The following is a 16,614-nucleotide window of genomic DNA, read 5'->3' as shown; positions in this document are numbered from 1 at the left end:
TTAGAGGATTTGGGCAAAGAAAAGAAAAATGCAGTAGCCAGTCTTTTAGAACAGGTTATCCGCCATTTATTATTACTGCAATACTGGACAAAAGAAACAGAATATAATACAATTAATTGGCAGGAAGAAATCTATAATTTTCGGACTCAATTAAGGCGAAAAATGACGGCTAATCTCCGTAATTATTTAGAAGAAGAATTAAACTATATTTATGAAGATGCGTTAGGTTTCGTCAAAATCAAAACAGCGAATACTGTGATTTTTCCCTCTCAATGTCCTTACTCACTAGAACAATTACTGGATCGCGATTGGTTGCCATAAAAATTAATTAAACAACAAAAAGAGATGAAGAAATTATGTTAATCACAAAACCCCGCTTTCAAACCTTTGCCGAATATCTACAATATGAGGATAATTCAGAGGAATCTTATGAATTATTTAACGGAGAATTGGTAGAAATGCCACCAGAATCAGGACTTAACTTTCAAATTGCTAATCGTCTTTTTCTAGTCTTTGCTTTGATGCTAGGAACAGATAGAGTCAGAGGACATGGTTTAGAATTAGAAGTGAGAGGTGAACCGAAAAACCGTTATCCTGACCTAACCATTATTCGAGAAGAACATATTCAATTACTCTCCCAGAGAAATACGATTCTTCTTTCCATGGCACCCCCCTTATTAGTCATTGAAGTGGTTAGTCCGGGGGAAATCCAAAGAGAGAGAGATTACATCGCCAAAAGAAGCCAATATCAAGCTTGTGGGATTCCTGAATACTGGATAGTTGATCCTCAAACTCAAACTATTTTAGTCTTAGAATTAAGAGGAAATGCTTACACACAGGTTGGTAATTTTAGCAATGATGACCTAGTAAAATCTCCCAGATTCAAAGAATTAAACTTAAAGGTTTGTGATGTATTTAATTATTAATTTTATCGGTTAACCCAAGAATTAAAAAAAGATGAACGTCTTAACTATTCCGGGATTAAAAGAACTACAAAAACAAACCAAAGGCACAGCAGAAATAACCGTCGCCATTCTCGATGGTGTAGTTGATACCGACCATCCCTGCTTCAACGGGGCAGACCTAACCCGTTTACCCACCCTCGTCCAGCATCAAGCCACCGCCGGGCAAATGTCCACCCACGGAACCCATATTGCCAGCCTCATCTTTGGACAACCTAAAACAGAAATAGAAGGAATTGCCCCCCAGTGTCGAGGCCTACTCGTCCCCGTCTTCTCCGACGATAACCGTAAACTCTCCCAACTCGATTTAGCGAGGGCGATTGAACAAGCCGCCGAAAATGGGGCAAAAGTGATTAATATTAGCGGCGGGGCCCTCACTGATATGGGAGAAGCCGAAGACTGGCTAATTCGTGCCGTCGAGATGTGTAACCAGAGAAATATTCTTCTCGTTGCCGCTGCTGGCAATGATGGCTGTGAATGCCTCCAAGTTCCAGCAGCCCTTCCCGCCGTCCTCGCGGTGGGTGCGGTTGATGCTAGAGGGCATCCCCTCGACTTTAGTAATTGGGGGGAAACCTACCAAAGCCAAGGCATCCTTGCTCCTGGAGAAAACATCTTAGGGGCAAAACCAGGGGGCGGGACTGTGCAACTGAGTGGGACCAGCTTCGCCGCGCCCATTGTGGCCGGAGTAGCCGCCTTATTACTCAGCTTGCAGGTGCAGCGGGGAGAAACCCCCAATCCTCACGCTGTCCGGGAGGCAATACTAAAAAGCGCCCTCCCCTGCCAATATGCAGACAGTGAAAATGAACCAAAATGTTTAGCCGGAGTGTTGAACATTTCTGGGGCAATTAAACAACTAACAGGAGAAACCATGTCCGAATCTGTGGAAACCCAAGCAACAGTAGAAGCATCGGGCTGTGGCTGCGGTGGTACGCCCGAAACCCCTGAGGCTGAACGCCAAAAACTCGAACTGAGTGCCGCAACTAGCGCACCGGTAATCCCCGTCGCCCCAATTCCCAACCCTGTCATCACCTCTCAAGGAGTATCCATGCCCGAAACTACCAATAAACCCGTCACCCCTAGCCAAGCTGCTGAACCTGCTGGTGGCATCGTCTATGCCATTGGCACCTTGGGCTATGACTTCGGCTCCGAAGCCCGTCGGGACACATTTAAACAACTGATGCCGACAGCGGTAATTGGTGGTATTGAAGTTCCCTCTAATCCCTACGATGCCCGTCAAATTGTGGATTACTTAGCTGACAACCTCTCGGAAGCTAAATCCTTAATTTGGACTCTGAACCTGGAACTTACCCCAGTTTACGCCATTGAACCTCTTGGCTCTTTTTCCCGCGAAGTTTATGCGGCTTTACAGGAACTTCTTTCGGGACAAGTGCAAGCAGAAGACAGCCCCGAATATATCCAGCGGGTCAGTATTCCCGGACGGATTACTGGGCGAACAGTACGCCTGTTTTCGGGACAAGTTGTTCCCGTCATTGAACCAGATAGCCCTCGGGGAATTTATGGTTGGCACGTTAACACTTTAGTCAGTGCGGCAATCGAAGCCGTTGGTGCAGAACAAACAGAAGCCCAAGAAAGCCAAATGCGCCGCACTTTGAGTAGTTTCCTTAATCGCATCTACTACGATTTACGCAATTTAGGGCAAACTTCCCAAGACCGCGCCCTCAATTTTGCCGCGACCAATGCTTTCCAAGCAGCGCAAACCTTCTCTGAGGCTGTGGGTGCGGGGATGGAACTCGACAGTATTAACGTTTCTAAGAGTCCTTTCTGTCGGCTGGATAGCGATTGCTGGGACGTACAGTTAAAATTCTTCGACCCGGAAAATAGCCGTCGCGCTCGTAAAGTATTCCGGTTTACAATAGATGTGAGTGACTTAATTCCCGTCACCTTGGGCGAAGTTCGTTCCTGGTCTTCTCCTAATTAGTCCTCTCCCCTGCGCTGACTTCTGACTTCAAGTACAGGCGAAGCATTCGGATAGGAAATCTAAGGTTTCAGCGATAGGTTATGCCCGAATGCTTCGCCCCTACCCCCATTATTTACCCGAAAACAACCGTGAGACTTCCCAAACAATCTGCTCCCGTCAAACGACCCCATTTTATTCATCCCCATGAATGCGTCGATATTGTTCATGGAGATGGCGAAGACTTGGTATCTATCCTGGTGAAGTTGGTTCATGGAGCTAACTACAATGATCCAGCACAATTCCAATACCCTCACTATGGCTATCTGAAAATGTCCTCTTTTGGCGGTTTTCGTTATTAGTATCGACTTCTAAAACCTAGTAAAAAACACTGGAGGAAATCAAACAATGGCTAGTAAACCTAAAGGTGCGCCAGAATCAACACCCGCTGCTGCGAATGTTGACCAACCAACCACGGAAAAACCCAAGATTGAGCAACCAGAAACAACTCAACCTAAAGCTAAATACGTTCCCGCCACTGGTTTAGAAGATTACGGACGCTGGAAAACCATGTTCAAAGATCGCAAGGCGAATCCCAATGATCCGCCGTTTCGTCGGGGTCGAATTTGGTGTTAAACACTTTCCATTAATCTTCAGGTTCTATCCCCAAGGCCCTTAACTGTTCCGCTAGGCGATCGGCTCGTTGTCGTTCCTGTTCGGCTCGTTGTCGTTCCTGTTGAGTAGATTCCTGGGAAGTTAACAACAAGTTACCTTCCCCATCCCACCAGCGAAGCCAGGGAAAGGATTGATTTTGGTATTCCCCCTGCCAAATTCCTAACTCTACCTTTAAAGGAACAATGGTATAATGACCGCGCTGATTAGGAGTCATTTTTTGGTAACGACCATTAACTAACTGGTACATCTCGATCTGGGCCTTGTTAACTTCATAAATTCCATAAAAAGGAATTTGAATCGCTCGCTCATAGATCCAAAATTTACCCTTAACAGGCGTTTTATCCCGTTCTTCTTCACCATTACCTGAGACAAATTCTAAGGCAATGACCGGTTCAATGGTTTCTTTCCACATCACGAAGGAACGCCGGACTTGACCATCAATGGTTGTGGGGACATGGGGAACATAAAACCAATCGGGAGCAACAGCACCCTTTTCTAGGGATTCTGGATACTCTGGCAATCGCCAATAAATCCCACAATCTCGACCCAGACAGTAATTACCGTCAGGATGTAATTGTTCTAAAAGGGGTGTAATAGTATCCGTTAAAAGGTCTGCTTGGGGAGGCTCTTGATAGTTTTTCACAAAACTTCCATCTTTATCAGGGAGTTGGGTGTGATCGGGTAAAGGGGAATCGCAATAAACCGTGGTCGAAGGTTCCTGAATTGTGGTTGAGGGTTGTGCCGTTGGGGTCATTGAACTCATCTTTAATTCCCCTATTTATTGTTATCTAGCTTTTATTCTATAACTGTTCTTGAAAACCTGCAAAAACTATGCCTGATCTCAATGCTATCCCCGGAATGACTGCTCTTCGCTCCCATACCAAAGGCGATCCCCGCATCAAAATCGCCGTTCTTGATGGACCGATTGACTTAGACCGCGCCTGCTTTCAAGGAGCAAATATTACCCGCCTTGATCCCTATTGGTCGGAAGAATCTCCCATCGATCCGCAATACTTACAAGCCTTTTTAGATGTAGAAAAAAGTGGCAAAAGTGATGAAGAAAAAGAGGATCTGTTGCAAGAAGCTATCCCTGATGAAAACATCCTTGCAAGTTTGCATTTACGCTTCCATGCTAACCATATTATCAGCACCATTTGTGGACAGCCAGATTCACCAGTAGAAGGGATTGCTCCTAACGCTACTGTAATTAATATTCCCATCGCCTATAGCAACGAAGATTTTATTAATCCCCTCAATCTTTCCCGAGCAATTAGTACCGCGATTGAACAGGGAGTTAATATTATCCATTGTGCCGCTTGTCACCCAACTCAAAGCGGATTAGCTCACGAATTTATTGATAAAGCAATTCGTCAGGCTCAAGCTAATAATATCCTAGTGATTGCCCCCGGAGGTAATGATAAAGGAGAGTGTTGGTGCGTTCCTGCGGTATTGGAAAATGTCCTGACAGTAGGAGCAATGAAAGATACAGGCGAGCCATTTAAATTTAGTAATTTTGGTGGTAAATATGCAACTCAAGGGATTCTCGCTCCAGGAGAGAATATTTTAGGCGCTCAACCCGGAACCGATGACCCCATCCGCAAAAAAGGGACTAGCTGCGCGGCTCCCATTGTGACAGGAACAGCCGCTTTATTGATGAGTTTACAATTAGAACAGGGTTTATCTCCCGATGCAGAAGCAGTAAGAGCCGCCTTGATTAATAGTGCCATCCCCTGCGATCCTAATGAAGTAGAAGAACCAGAACGCTGTTTATTAGGAAAAATCAATATTGCGGGTGCTTACGAATTAATTACCGGACAAAAATTATCAAGCTTACCCAGTTCAATAACAGAAAACGCCATCACCTCACCTATACTCAGTGGCAAATACATTTTAGATCCACAACCTATAGCAACGGGAAGTTTTAAAATCTATAAAGCTGTTGATGCAACTAACCCCGGCGTAAATCTTGCTATTAAGGTATATCAACTAAATCTGGAGGAACAACTAGCAACTGGTAATAAAACTTTTTTCAAATCCTTGAGTAAGGAGATGGCAAATGAAGCCTTAAAGAGAGAAATACAAGCTCTCACAGAGTTAAAACATCCTAGAATTATCAAACTGCTTGATTATGGTGTTGATGAACATACAGATAATGAGTTTTTGGTGCTTGAATGGATGGACTGGAATTTAGAAGATTATCTTCAAGTTTATCCCTATAAAGATTGGCATGACTTTTATATAAATATTGCCTTACCGATTCTTGAAGGTCTGGAATTTTGTCACCGTCATCACTATATCCACAGAGACATTCATCCGACAAATATTCTTATTGACAATCAAAGTAATGTCAAGCTTGCTGATTTTAACGTTTCCACGAAAATTGACAATAACGATAATAGTAATATTACCTTAGTCTCTCTGTTGAAACCTGGGCGAGGTATTTATGTTCCTCCTGAACCGGGTAATGGGCTAAACAGCTATGATAGAGATGTGTTTGCCTTTGGCATTTTAGTGTTAGATTGTTTAACTGATGTTGAATTGTCTAATTATGAAGATGTTTTAGCTGCACTACAAAAACTTGATGCACCACTACCCATTAAAAATTTAATTGCAGCGACAATTGCCCTTGATCCCGAAAAAAGACCGGCTACAGCCAAAGTTCTTTTAAGAGAATTACAAGCAATTGAAAACCTAGAACAGCTTAAAAAGCCCTTAGTCAAGGAATCTGAAATAAAACTCAATTCCCATCTGGTTAGTGGAAACACAAATCTTAATCAAGTATCATCAAATATCGCTGTCACAACTCCTGTTTCTGCAAACTTGATCAATGCTAGTCAAGCAAGCATTACTCCTAGTCAACGGTCAAACCTCGTTTATGTGTTAGGAACTTTAGGTTATGATTTCGGCACAGAAGCGCGTCGGGACACCTTTAAACAATTAATGCCAACCATCACAATCGATAATCTTGAATTACCATCCAATCCCTACGATGCGCGGCAAATGGTAGATTATTTAGAAAGTAATCTATCAGAAACTAAGTCTTTAATTTGGACAGTCAATTTAGAACTAAACCCCATCTATGCCATTAAACCCGTGGGAGCTTTCGCTGCCGATGTTTATCAAGTCATGCAATATATGTTGGCGGGTCAAATATTACCAGAATCCGACGAAGATTATGTCGAAAGGGTGAGTATTCCCGGTATCCTGACTGAGGAAACAGTCAAACTGTTTTCTGGTCAAATTGTTCCCGTCATCAAGGTTAATAGTCCGCGAGGAATGTATGGCTGGAAAGTTAATACTTTGATTGAATCAGCCATAGAAACTGTTCGCACAGAACATGAAATAGCCGATGAAGCGAGGATGCGGCGTTCTCTAACCAGTTTCTTAAATCGCATTTATTATGACTTACGCAACGTCGGACAAATCGCCCGGGATCGCGCTTTAAATTTTGCGGCAACTAACGCTTTTCAAGCCGTACAAACCTTCTCCCAAGCAGTAGCAATGGGAATGGAATTACACAGTATTGAAGTGGAAAAAAGCCCTTTTTGTCGCTATGGTAGTGAATGTTGGGATGTGAAATTAAAATTCTTTGATCCCGAAAATGGTCTGCGGGCCAAACGAGTTTTTCGCTTTACCATTGATGTCAGCGATCGCACTCCAGTAACCTTAGGAGAAGTGCGCTCTTGGGCTGTTTCTAAGTGAGGTTTTCGCTTAGGATCAAGTTACCAATATTGAAAAAAGCAATAAGCGATCGCTATTAGCTGTGCTGGAAATTTGTCAAGATTAAATTTGACAAACTTAACATCTGAGCCAGCACCGAGGGTGTAAACGGGGGATGTTCCAGTAGTAACAGGATATCGGGTAAGTTGGGATTAGCAATTCTCGCCCCACCAGCGATCGCTGGTGCCACGAGAGCATAGGGAGTAATTGCCCAAATTTTTAGCCCACAGGGACGAGGTATTTTTTGAGCATTCATTGCGAGATTTGTCAAAATATTTAAGAAATGTAAAAGAGCGCAAAGGAAGATTAAAAGAAGGGAAGATATATATGTCGGGGAGAATACTAAGTGCTAATCTAAGGATATCCCATCTATTCGGATGTTAACCGTCGCACAGGAGAAACAATCACCGGATTCCCTTGCTGGCGGCCAAAATCGGTTTCTTTAAATAAAAGTTAACAGAACTTCGCACTTCTGTTAAGAAAAGCTTTGCAGAAACTTGTTAGAATAGAGGTAGATAAATCCAGTTGCAAATAGGCGCTCGACCCGATGAATTTTCCGCACGATCCGACAAAAAAAAGAGAAAGAGAACACCGACAATATCTAGACTGTGACCTCTAACAACAGCGCGATCGAGCAGATTTTTGAGGATTAAATTCCTAGCATCAACATCCCTTAAAAATAGTTGATGTGGACGGTCTATAGCAAAATTTTTAGATGGAGTAGTGAGTATGAAGCTATTGATTCAGGGCAATAATATCGCTGTCACCGAAGCTATTCATGATTATGTGGAACAAAAGCTGGAGAAAGCGGTGAAACATTTTAACGGCATGACCACAAAAGTCGATGTTCACCTCTCCGTGGAAAAGAATGCACGCATTCCCGATCGCCACAAAGCGGAAGTAACGGTTTATGCTAATGGAACAGTGATTCGCGCTCAAGAAGGAAGCGAAAATTTATACGCAAGTATTGATTTAGTTTCTGATAAAATCGCTCGTCAACTCCGCAAGTATAAAGAGAGACTGGTGGATCATCGCACCAACGCCACCGTTAAAACTAGCGAGGTGGTGCAAGAGAAACCCTTAGATGATAGCCTAATCGGTGATCGCACTCCCGAATTACCTGCGGAAGTAGTGCGGATGAAATACTTTGCTATGCCACCGATGACTATTGAGGAAGCGCTAACACAATTGCAATTAGTCGATCACGATTTCTTCATGTTCTGCAACAAAGACACGAACGAAATCAACGTTATCTATCAACGCAATCACGGCGGTTTTGGTGTTATTCAACCCCGTCCCGTTAACGTAAATGGCAAAGAATCCAATTAACAGTTAGCGACCACAAATAAAACTAAAGACTGGAGAAATTCTCCAGTCTTTTTCTCATCTAACCAAGATTAACTTTCACCACTTTATTTTTTTCTGCCACCGCTTTCGGGAGGGTGAGATAAAGAATACCGTCTTGATAGTTAGCGGTAACTTGGCTATTTTGCACCTCCACTGGTAGGGTGATCAAGCGACTAAATTTACCATAATAAAATTCGCTGTTTTTTACCTCGGCAGGGCGTTGACGTTGCCCATTAATAGACACCATTTGCTTGCTAACCTCCACATCGATATCTTTAATATCCACACCGGGTAATTCGATTTTTAATTCCACGGAATCCTCGTTAACAGAGATTTCCACCGGGGGACGAGATACCAATGAATTTGTCGGTAATACTTCTTGAAAAAGTTGATCGATTTGACGTTGGACAGAATTAATTTCTAGGAAGGGAGAATAAAGAGTGAAAGCCATAGTAATAATTTCCTTGAGAGGTTTTCTCTGACTGCGATTACCTCTATCTTAAGCAACTAACTTGACTTCCACAAGGCGGTTTTCAGGAAATAAAAAGTCGCAATAACCGATACAGTTATCAGTTATCAGTTATCAGTGGGAAGTTGTGGGGAAGTGGGGAAGTGGGGTGTGGGGTTTGAGGTGTGGGGTGTGGGGAGAACAAAGCTGCCCTTTGCCTATTGCCTATTGACTTTTGCCTTTTGCCTTTTGCCCCCTGTCTCCTGCCTTCGTTATAACCATTGTTGTAATTCTGGCCAACCCAAACCCTGACGCACGATATCCGGTTGATCGCCGGTAAAATCAACAATGGTTGACACTTCCGAACCGGGAGCCGAACCATCTTCGATAATTAAATCAACGATATGATCGAGGGCATCGAATAACCTAGGGGTTTCTAATCCCTTGGTGGGAAAATCCCCCTCCTGATCGGGAAGATGGGCAGAACTAGAGATAATGGGATTTTCTAGGGTTTCGAGAATAGTGCGACAGATAAGGTGATCGGGAACCCGGATACCGGTGGTTTTCCGCTTCGGATTCATCACCACTTTCGGCACTAATTTAGTCGCCGGTAAGAGAAAAGTGTAGGGACCGGGTATAACTCGTCGCATAATTTTATAGGCATAATCGCTGACCACTGCGTACTCAGAAATATTCGACAAAGAAGAACAGAGAAACGTCAAGGGTTTATCATTAGATAGTTGCTTGATTTGGCGAACTCGTTCGACGGCGGATTTCACATTGAGATCGCAACCGATCGCATAGACGGTATCGGTAGGATAAAGCATAATTGCCCCATTTTTCAGGGCATGACAGATTTCTTGGATAGAACGTTGTTGGGGATTTTCCGGATGGAGAGAGTAAATAGTAGCCATGATAGCAAAATCGTCGCCTATTGGGATTGTCCCACGGGAATCGCCGGGGATATGTGTTTAGGGGCATTAGTAGATTTAGGAGTCCCCTTAGAATACCTGATTGCACAACTAAAAACTTTAGGAATTGAGGAGGAATATCAGTTAAGGGAGGAAAAAGTGCATCGTCGCGGTCAAATTGCCACTAAGATTCACGTCGATGTCACTGCCGAGAAGTCCGCTGATCATCACCACCATCACCATCATACCCCCGCTCGCCATTTACCGGAGATTGAAAGTTTAATTAAACAGGCAAATTTACCCCAGAAAGTCCAAGAATGGAGTTTAGCGGTTTTTCAACAACTTGCGATCGCAGAAGGGGCTGTTCACGGGATCGCACCGGAAAAGGTGCATTTTCACGAAGTCGGGGCAACCGATGCCATTATTGATATCGTCGGGACTTGTTTGGGTTTGGACTGGCTATCGGTGAGTGAATTATACTGTTCTTCTCTACCCACCGGCGGCGGTACAGTTCAGGCCGCCCATGGTCGTTTACCGGTTCCCGTGCCAGCAGTAGTACAATTGTTCAGTCAGCGACAAGTCACAATTTATAGTAATGGCATCGAAGCGGAGTTGGTAACACCCACGGGGGCAGCTATTGTGACAACTTTAGCTAAAAGTTTCGGTAAACCGCCGAAAATGCAGTTAGAAAAGGTCGGTTTAGGAGCAGGGACAAAAGATTTACCGATTCCCAATCTTGTCCGGCTTTGGTTAGGGAAAAAAACACCAGAAAAGCTAGATGAAGTTGAAACTGTGGCAGTTTTAGAAACTCAAATTGATGACTTAAATCCGCAAGCGATCTCCTATTTAAGCGAGACTTTATTACAAGCGGGGGCTTTGGATGTATTTAGTCAAGCAATTACTATGAAAAAATCTCGTTTGGGGATACTTTTGACAGTAATTTGTGGCTTGGATAAAATTGCTATTTGCGAAAATATGATATTTCAGGAAACCACAACTTTAGGCATTAGAAGGACGATTCAAGAGCGATCAATCTTAAAAAGAGAGATACAATTGATCAATACTGTCTATGGAAAAATTCGGCTAAAAGTTGCCTACAAAGAGTCAATTAATCAACCGATTACCGTACAACCAGAATACGAAGATTGTGCCGCAATTGCCCGTCAGCATCATCTACCTTGGCGATTTGTTCATCAAATGGCCTTAGCTGTTTGGCAAGAAAATACTTCTGACTGAATAAAGAGGATATTTATTATGTTTTGTCGAGCAATTTAGGAGTAAGCATTAGCGACTAAAGAAAACGGGTTTCTTAAAGAAACTCGTTTTCTTTATAGAAACCAACCTACGAGGCGATGCTAAACAAATTGAAAGTAATAACTGGTTAACGCAATACTGGTGTTATCTTGAACGACTCCAATTAAGTCACCCCTTTGATAGATGGCTGTATCTAAAGCAGAACTACCGACCCCCCAATTTGCATACGATAGGCTAAGTGAACCACTCTTATTTAACTGAGGATACTCCCTAGCGATCGCTTCGGCACTCATTCCCGTTTTATGATCCATGACTAAACTTTGAATCGTGATTCTAGTTCCCGCGATCCGGGGACGGGAATTACAAATATCCGGACTAGCAACAATAAATTCGCTAATATCGATGCCTGTAGCCATATTTTCGCCTAAAGAATTCCCTTTTATTGTAGCTCGATCGATACATCCGAACAACCAAAAAGCACCCCCTAAAATTAGAGAATGCCCTTTTCTTTAATGATTTAGACCCTAACTGATTGAATTGACAAAAATAGGGAATTTATAGCCTCTGCGGAGTAGAATTCTCATCAAAGTCAGGTTATATTATGACCGTTTCTTAATTAAAAAACCCACCAAAGAAAACAGCCCTAACCCTAATATAGAACTAGGCTCCGGTACAGATGGATTATTTTGCGGATTTAAACGAGCGATCCAAGCTTCAGTCAAACCATTAGGGTTAGTTCCAAAACCCACGATAGACAATCCATCCGCGGAAATTCCAGTCGCCTCCCTCAAAGTCCAACCGGTTAAATTTAAACCATAATCATTCGTTAAAACCGCTTGTAGGCTCCGCATCCCTTGGCTACTATTCCAGATAAATGTCTCACCAATGCTAGAATTACCCGCATTGCCGATACCAACCACAACAGACCCATCCCCTGATACTCCAGTAGCAAAGCTATTGAAACTCCCCCCAGGTAAGTCCCCCAGTCCTACCATCCCCGTTGCTTGTGTCCAACGGAATGCCTCAATACCATTAGCACTATTGCCGTAACCAACCACAACAGACCCATCCGCCGATACTCCAGAAGCACTGCTACCGAAACTACCCCCCTGTAAATCCCCTAGTCCCACCATCCCCGTTAATTGTGTCCAACGGAATGCCTGACCTACTAATGCTAAACTAGGACTATTGGCTTGACCAACCACAACAGACCCATCTGCTGATACGCCAGAAGCACTACTACCGAAATTCCCTCCCGGTAAATCCCCCAGTCCCACCATCCCCGTTGCTTGTGTCCAACGGAATGCCTCAAAACCATTAGCGCCACGGCTACGACCAATCACAACAGACCCATCTGCTGATACCCCAAAAGCAATGCTCTCGAAAATATCCCCCGGTAGGTCTCCTAGTCCGACCATCCCCGTGCCTTGTGTCCAACGGAATGCCTCAATACCATTAGCTCCAGATCCGTAACCAACAACAACAGATCCATCTGCTGATACGCCATTGGCAGAGCTAGAGAAACCACCAGCGAGCAAGTCCCCTAGTCCGACCATCCCCGTTGCTTGTGTCCAACGGAATGCCCCACCAAAACTTATACCAACAACAACAGACCCATCTGCCGATACTCCAAAAGCACGGCTGAAAGTGGTAGCAGGATCTCCCCCTGGCGAGAACCCTAACCCCTGAAAAGAGGCGGCTTGTGCGGGGAAAGCTACCCCGATCGCACCCAATCCGATCCCTAAGCTGATACAATTAGCTAGTATCTTGTTCATAACCTGATAAGACTCCAAAAAACTAAGTGATTCTTACAATCTAGATGTTCACTTTGGTTTTGTCTGTGGGAATTTGTGGCCATTTTGGATTTTCTGATACAATAATTTTTGTGGGATAAAGTGGGATTTAGTGACAAAAAGGAGGGCAAGGCTCATGAAACAAGGCTAAATTTTCGTTAATAAGGCAAGAGAACAGGCAAAAGTTTTCGCTTGTTTTTCCAACTTTAACAATATCTAATGTAAAGGACAAATTACTAAATTAAGAGGTTAATCAGTAAAAAAAGGCAAAAAATGGAAGAATTATTAGAGTTAAAAAATCTATTAATAGCTGGCAATGTTCCCGATGCCTTGATTTTGGTAGAGGAAATGACAGAAATGAGCAAAGATGATAAGCTCAATAAGATTTTTAGCTTTAGTATTATTGTTCTATTACATCTGATTAAGCAGCAAGCAGAAAACCGCAGTACCCGCTCATGGGAAACCTCTATTTCTAATTCTGTTCGACAGATTCAACGCATTAATCAACGACGTAAAACTGGAGGAAATTATCTAACAATAGAAGAGTTAAAAGAAACCTTAGATGATGCTTATTCTTCGGCTTTAAGACAAGGGGCATTAGAAGCTTTTGAAGGTATATATAAACCAGAAGAAATTGAGGCTATGATCGATAAAAATAAAATTATTAATCAAGCATTGGAATTAATATTAATCGATTAAGTAACAGGTGACAGTCGGAAACAAATCAGGAGGTTTAAATGTCAGAAATAAAATAATTTGGCAAATATTTATAAAAAAACGAGAAAACTAAAATATGTTCCCTTATCCCAAGCAGTAATACAAATGTTCTATAGCTTACTTATATGGATATTCAAACCCTTTTAGAATGGACTGATAAACAGGTATTAGACAAAACCGGTAAACATCTTGATTCATTGCAAGAATCCATCTTACAGGGTATTTGGGAACATCAAGATTACGAAGAAATTGCCAAAGATAATCAGCGCAGTTATGACCATATAAAAAAAGAAGCATGGAAGTTATGGCAACTGTTATCTGATGTTTTTGAAGAAGATATAAAAAAGTCTAATGTTCGTTCCATTTTAGAAAATAAAGCTTCATCTACTATTTATCACTTTGCTAACCATCATGGTAATAACATTAGTAACAGTCATGTTAATATCTGTAGAGAAAATAACCCCTATTCAGAAAACAACTTAAAAAAGTCTTCAAATTTTCCAGATAATGATCATCTATACCCAATAATTAACCTAACAAAAGCTCCTGAATTAAGGTATAACTATGGACGTAAGTTAGAAATATCAACCTTAAAAGAATGGATATAAAATAAAACCCAGTTAATCACTATTTATGGGTTAAGTGGAATTGGAAAAACAGCTTTAACCCTTAAATTAATTTCAGAAATTGCCACACAATTTGATTATATTATTTACCGCAGTCTGGAAAATATTCCTCAATTAATCGCTCTCAAGGATGATCTAAAACAGTTTTTCAGCCAATCTCTATCAACCCCCTTACCCGATATAATAGATTATCTAAGCTCCTATCGTTGTTTAATTATTCTTGATGATGTGCAGAATATTTTTAAACTGGGGGAATTAGCAGGTAAATATTTACCCGACTGTCAGGATTATCATAAATTTTTTCAGCAAATTGCTACCACATCTCATCAAAGTTGTTGGATTTTAATTAGTTGGGAACTTCCCAGAGATTTTGTCACCTTAAAATCCGATAAAATTAAAACTTTATACCTGCAAGGTTTAACAACAGAATTTGAAGAAATATTCAAAGAATACGGTTTAAAAAATGAGGATAAATGGACGGAACTGAGGGAACTTTATCAAGGTCATCCTAACTGGTTAAATATCATCTCCTCAACTATTATTGAGCTATTTGATGGAGAAGTATCCTTATTTTTAGAACAAATGAACAATGAAATTTATTTAGGAGATATAGAAGACTCGATCGAATGTCATTTACAGCGTTTATCCGCAACAGAAAAAAAGGTGATACACTGGTTAGCTAATCAAACTGAAGCGGTAGAAAAGTTTCCCAAAACTGCTAATCTTGACTTATCTACTTCTGAATTTTGGGCAACTATTCAGTCATTAATTAGACGCTGTTTACTGGATAAATTACCATCAGAAACCTCGTCCTATTTTCCTATTAATCCTGTGTTTAAATCTTATCTTAAAAGAAATCCTAACGATTAGGAAAAATTTATCTTATTATAAATATATGTGTACCGCAACGCAGAAACCCGCAGGATCGCTTTCCAGTCTATCCTATTTTCTATACACCTGATCGTGACTACCAATATCAATTAACAAGATGATAACTTCTAAATATTCTCCATCTTCCGAAAAACTAAAAATAATTCGACAATCGTAATCTACAGTACAAGACCATAACCCTTCTAAATTACCACTTAACTTATGGGTTTTTAAAGACAGTGTAAATGGGTCTTCTGCCAGTTTTCTAAGTACATCCAAAATTTTAGGTTTTAACTGGGGATTTTTCTTGATTAGCTTCTTAAACGAACGCTTAAACCCATCACTCCATATTAGATCTATTGTTAATCCTCATTCAAATCGGCAATCAAATCTTCTACGGTTCCCCTTCTGGCCGTTCCAGTAGCGATCGCCTCTTTCACTTCCTTAAAATTAGCTAAAATTTCTCTTTCTCTTTCTCTTGCTTTGGCTCTATATTGACACAAAATCTCTAACAATGACTCCTGTTCATCCTCTGATAAATTCTCAAAAGATTTGATCATTTCTGGCAAAGTCATCATTTTACCTCTTAACTATTTTCCTTATATTTTAATTATTTTCCAAGATGATTTTATGGTAAACATCTGCGATCACTATCTGAATTCCCAAAGAGTTTAAATGAATTATCCTATCAGATTCATAAGCTGTAAACAACCAAAGATCGCCTTCCTTTTGAAAATGTTCAATATAACATTTTTCCTGAGAAATCAATAAATATTCCTGAAAAGTTGCAATGGTTCGATAAGCGGCAAACTTTTCTTCTCTGTCGTAATTTGCCGTTGAAGCAGACAAAACCTCAGCGATTAAAACAGGATTAATTAAAGTATCTTTGCGTCCTTCTTGATAAATAAGAGGTTCAGAAACTACCATAATATCAGGATAGGTGGCTATTTGACGCTCAGGTATCCATAAACGCTGATCGGTGACAAAAACGGCATAGGGTTGATTCTTTAGTCCAGTATATAAAGCCACTAATAAATTACTAATAATGCGATTATGAGTCGGTGTCCCTCCTGTCATAGCAATAATTTTTCCATCCAGATATTCATGACGAGTTTGGGATTGTATTTCCTGCTCAAAATATTGACTAAGAGTATATTTTCCAGTGAGAGCGGTCATAATAATGATTGTTTGAGAATAAGCATTTTGCAGCGTTTTTCATTGTTCCCCAATTCTAACAACAAAAAAGCACCCCCTCGCGGGAGTGCCTTTTCGTTCAGACTAGGAATTAACCATTGATAGCAGGAGCAGTCAGAGCTACAGGAGCCTGTTCACCACTAGCTAAGTCTAAGGGGAAGTTGTGAGCGTTGCGCTCGTGC

At 41.6% G+C, this 16,614-nt stretch carries 18 protein-coding genes and 2 pseudogenes; 10 read left to right on the top strand and 10 right to left on the bottom strand.

What is annotated here, in order from left to right:
- From IM462_RS18060 to IM462_RS18040, 5 genes are all read left to right on the top strand, one after another.
- Positions 1-321: DUF29 domain-containing protein (locus tag IM462_RS18060; RefSeq protein ID WP_287702143.1), on the top strand; the 321-nt coding region annotated here is incomplete at its 5' end.
- 35 nt (positions 322-356) lie between these two features.
- On the top strand, positions 357-926 hold the full coding sequence (locus IM462_RS18055) for a Uma2 family endonuclease (protein WP_008202985.1): 570 nt from the start codon (positions 357-359) through the stop codon (positions 924-926).
- Positions 927-957: 31 nt separating this feature from the next.
- The gene (locus IM462_RS18050) at positions 958-2,901 is read left to right on the top strand and encodes a S8 family peptidase (protein WP_287702141.1); all 1,944 of its coding nucleotides are present in this window, start codon (positions 958-960) and stop codon (positions 2,899-2,901) included.
- A gap of 80 nt (positions 2,902-2,981) precedes the next feature.
- The gene (locus IM462_RS18045; protein ID WP_002753002.1) at positions 2,982-3,239 is read left to right on the top strand and encodes a cyanobactin biosynthesis system PatB/AcyB/McaB family protein; all 258 of its coding nucleotides are present in this window, start codon (positions 2,982-2,984) and stop codon (positions 3,237-3,239) included.
- A gap of 46 nt (positions 3,240-3,285) precedes the next feature.
- Entirely contained in the window at positions 3,286-3,513 is a 228-nt protein-coding gene (locus IM462_RS18040; protein ID WP_052278192.1) for a cyanobactin biosynthesis PatC/TenC/TruC family protein, read from the top strand.
- Positions 3,514-3,523: 10 nt separating this feature from the next.
- Here IM462_RS18040 and IM462_RS18035 read toward each other — a convergent pair whose 3' ends face one another.
- Entirely contained in the window at positions 3,524-4,315 is a 792-nt protein-coding gene (locus IM462_RS18035; RefSeq protein WP_287702139.1) for a Uma2 family endonuclease, read from the bottom strand.
- A gap of 68 nt (positions 4,316-4,383) precedes the next feature.
- Between IM462_RS18035 and IM462_RS21110 the strand changes: the two genes are divergently transcribed.
- Positions 4,384-7,254, top strand: coding sequence for a PatA/PatG family cyanobactin maturation protease (locus IM462_RS21110; RefSeq protein ID WP_353737358.1), 2,871 nt, complete (start codon positions 4,384-4,386; stop codon positions 7,252-7,254).
- A gap of 55 nt (positions 7,255-7,309) precedes the next feature.
- Here the strand turns inward: IM462_RS21110 and IM462_RS18020 are convergent, their stop codons facing one another.
- Positions 7,310-7,528, bottom strand: a complete 219-nt coding sequence (locus tag IM462_RS18020; protein ID WP_287702137.1) for a hypothetical protein — start codon at positions 7,526-7,528, stop codon at positions 7,310-7,312.
- 473 nt (positions 7,529-8,001) lie between these two features.
- On the opposite strand from IM462_RS18020, the gene hpf reads away from it, so the two are divergent.
- Entirely contained in the window at positions 8,002-8,601 is a 600-nt protein-coding gene (gene hpf / locus IM462_RS18015; protein ID WP_272016177.1) for a ribosome hibernation-promoting factor, HPF/YfiA family, read from the top strand.
- A gap of 58 nt (positions 8,602-8,659) precedes the next feature.
- Here the strand turns inward: hpf and IM462_RS18010 are convergent, their stop codons facing one another.
- On the bottom strand, positions 8,660-9,070 hold the full coding sequence (locus tag IM462_RS18010) for an Hsp20/alpha crystallin family protein (protein WP_287702132.1): 411 nt from the start codon (positions 9,068-9,070) through the stop codon (positions 8,660-8,662).
- A gap of 269 nt (positions 9,071-9,339) precedes the next feature.
- Entirely contained in the window at positions 9,340-9,981 is a 642-nt protein-coding gene (locus IM462_RS18005; protein ID WP_287702130.1) for an L-threonylcarbamoyladenylate synthase, read from the bottom strand.
- On the opposite strand from IM462_RS18005, the gene larC reads away from it, so the two are divergent.
- On the top strand, positions 9,958-11,214 hold the full coding sequence (gene larC, locus IM462_RS18000; protein WP_287702128.1) for a nickel pincer cofactor biosynthesis protein LarC: 1,257 nt from the start codon (positions 9,958-9,960) through the stop codon (positions 11,212-11,214). The genes IM462_RS18005 and larC overlap by 24 nt on opposite strands.
- A gap of 119 nt (positions 11,215-11,333) precedes the next feature.
- Here larC and IM462_RS17995 read toward each other — a convergent pair whose 3' ends face one another.
- Together IM462_RS17995 and IM462_RS17990 are read right to left on the bottom strand one after the other, a co-directional pair.
- Positions 11,334-11,648 (bottom strand): DUF433 domain-containing protein, encoded by a 315-nt coding sequence (locus tag IM462_RS17995; RefSeq protein WP_287702126.1) that lies wholly within the window; start codon positions 11,646-11,648, stop codon positions 11,334-11,336.
- A 183-nt stretch (positions 11,649-11,831) separates the two neighbouring features.
- Positions 11,832-13,007, bottom strand: coding sequence for a PEP-CTERM sorting domain-containing protein (locus tag IM462_RS17990; protein ID WP_287702124.1), 1,176 nt, complete (start codon positions 13,005-13,007; stop codon positions 11,832-11,834).
- Positions 13,008-13,298: 291 nt separating this feature from the next.
- Here IM462_RS17990 and IM462_RS17985 point away from each other — a divergent pair, with 291 nt between their 5' ends.
- Together IM462_RS17985 and IM462_RS21105 are read left to right on the top strand one after the other, a co-directional pair.
- Positions 13,299-13,724, top strand: coding sequence for a DUF29 family protein (locus IM462_RS17985; protein WP_287702122.1), 426 nt, complete (start codon positions 13,299-13,301; stop codon positions 13,722-13,724).
- A 143-nt stretch (positions 13,725-13,867) separates the two neighbouring features.
- Positions 13,868-15,238 (top strand): annotated as a pseudogene (locus IM462_RS21105) (helix-turn-helix domain-containing protein).
- Positions 15,239-15,310: 72 nt separating this feature from the next.
- Here IM462_RS21105 and IM462_RS17970 read toward each other — a convergent pair.
- From IM462_RS17970 to IM462_RS17955, 4 genes and pseudogenes are all read right to left on the bottom strand, one after another.
- Entirely contained in the window at positions 15,311-15,598 is a 288-nt protein-coding gene (locus tag IM462_RS17970) for a type II toxin-antitoxin system RelE/ParE family toxin (protein ID WP_287702145.1), read from the bottom strand.
- Positions 15,599-15,600: 2 nt separating this feature from the next.
- On the bottom strand, positions 15,601-15,813 hold the full coding sequence (locus IM462_RS17965) for a hypothetical protein (RefSeq protein WP_353737359.1): 213 nt from the start codon (positions 15,811-15,813) through the stop codon (positions 15,601-15,603).
- Positions 15,814-15,844: 31 nt separating this feature from the next.
- Positions 15,845-16,414: a Uma2 family endonuclease gene (locus IM462_RS17960; protein WP_190381540.1), complete on the bottom strand. Its 570-nt coding sequence runs from the start codon at positions 16,412-16,414 to the stop codon at positions 15,845-15,847.
- Positions 16,415-16,523: 109 nt separating this feature from the next.
- Positions 16,524-16,614, bottom strand: a pseudogene (locus IM462_RS17955) (photosystem Q(B) 2 domain protein); the annotation flags it as partial.

The organism is Microcystis sp. M144S2 (assembly GCF_020246065.1).
GTDB lineage: Bacteria > Cyanobacteriota > Cyanobacteriia > Cyanobacteriales > Microcystaceae > Microcystis > Microcystis ichthyoblabe_A.
The sequence above is the reverse complement of the archived record's forward strand: the minus strand, read 5'-3'. Positions and strand labels throughout refer to the sequence as shown.

What these genes read in the sequence shown, in the direction of transcription:
- IM462_RS18035 (WP_287702139.1), bottom strand. Translation starts at nt 4,315, where the DNA reads ATGAGTTCAATGACCCCAACGGCACAACCCTCAACCACAATTCAGGAA.
- IM462_RS17990 (WP_287702124.1), bottom strand. Translation starts at nt 13,007, where the DNA reads ATGAACAAGATACTAGCTAATTGTATCAGCTTAGGGATCGGATTGGGT.
- IM462_RS17985 (WP_287702122.1), top strand. Translation starts at nt 13,299, where the DNA reads ATGGAAGAATTATTAGAGTTAAAAAATCTATTAATAGCTGGCAATGTT.
- IM462_RS18005 (WP_287702130.1), bottom strand. Translation starts at nt 9,981, where the DNA reads ATGGCTACTATTTACTCTCTCCATCCGGAAAATCCCCAACAACGTTCT.
- IM462_RS18010 (WP_287702132.1), bottom strand. Translation starts at nt 9,070, where the DNA reads ATGGCTTTCACTCTTTATTCTCCCTTCCTAGAAATTAATTCTGTCCAA.
- IM462_RS17965 (WP_353737359.1), bottom strand. Translation starts at nt 15,813, where the DNA reads ATGACTTTGCCAGAAATGATCAAATCTTTTGAGAATTTATCAGAGGAT.
- IM462_RS21110 (WP_353737358.1), top strand. Translation starts at nt 4,384, where the DNA reads ATGCCTGATCTCAATGCTATCCCCGGAATGACTGCTCTTCGCTCCCAT.
- IM462_RS17960 (WP_190381540.1), bottom strand. Translation starts at nt 16,414, where the DNA reads ATGACCGCTCTCACTGGAAAATATACTCTTAGTCAATATTTTGAGCAG.
- IM462_RS18040 (WP_052278192.1), top strand. Translation starts at nt 3,286, where the DNA reads ATGGCTAGTAAACCTAAAGGTGCGCCAGAATCAACACCCGCTGCTGCG.
- larC (WP_287702128.1), top strand. Translation starts at nt 9,958, where the DNA reads ATGGAGAGAGTAAATAGTAGCCATGATAGCAAAATCGTCGCCTATTGG.
- IM462_RS18020 (WP_287702137.1), bottom strand. Translation starts at nt 7,528, where the DNA reads ATGAATGCTCAAAAAATACCTCGTCCCTGTGGGCTAAAAATTTGGGCA.
- hpf (WP_272016177.1), top strand. Translation starts at nt 8,002, where the DNA reads ATGAAGCTATTGATTCAGGGCAATAATATCGCTGTCACCGAAGCTATT.
- IM462_RS18050 (WP_287702141.1), top strand. Translation starts at nt 958, where the DNA reads ATGAACGTCTTAACTATTCCGGGATTAAAAGAACTACAAAAACAAACC.
- IM462_RS18045 (WP_002753002.1), top strand. Translation starts at nt 2,982, where the DNA reads ATGCCCGAATGCTTCGCCCCTACCCCCATTATTTACCCGAAAACAACC.
- IM462_RS17995 (WP_287702126.1), bottom strand. Translation starts at nt 11,648, where the DNA reads ATGGCTACAGGCATCGATATTAGCGAATTTATTGTTGCTAGTCCGGAT.
- IM462_RS18055 (WP_008202985.1), top strand. Translation starts at nt 357, where the DNA reads ATGTTAATCACAAAACCCCGCTTTCAAACCTTTGCCGAATATCTACAA.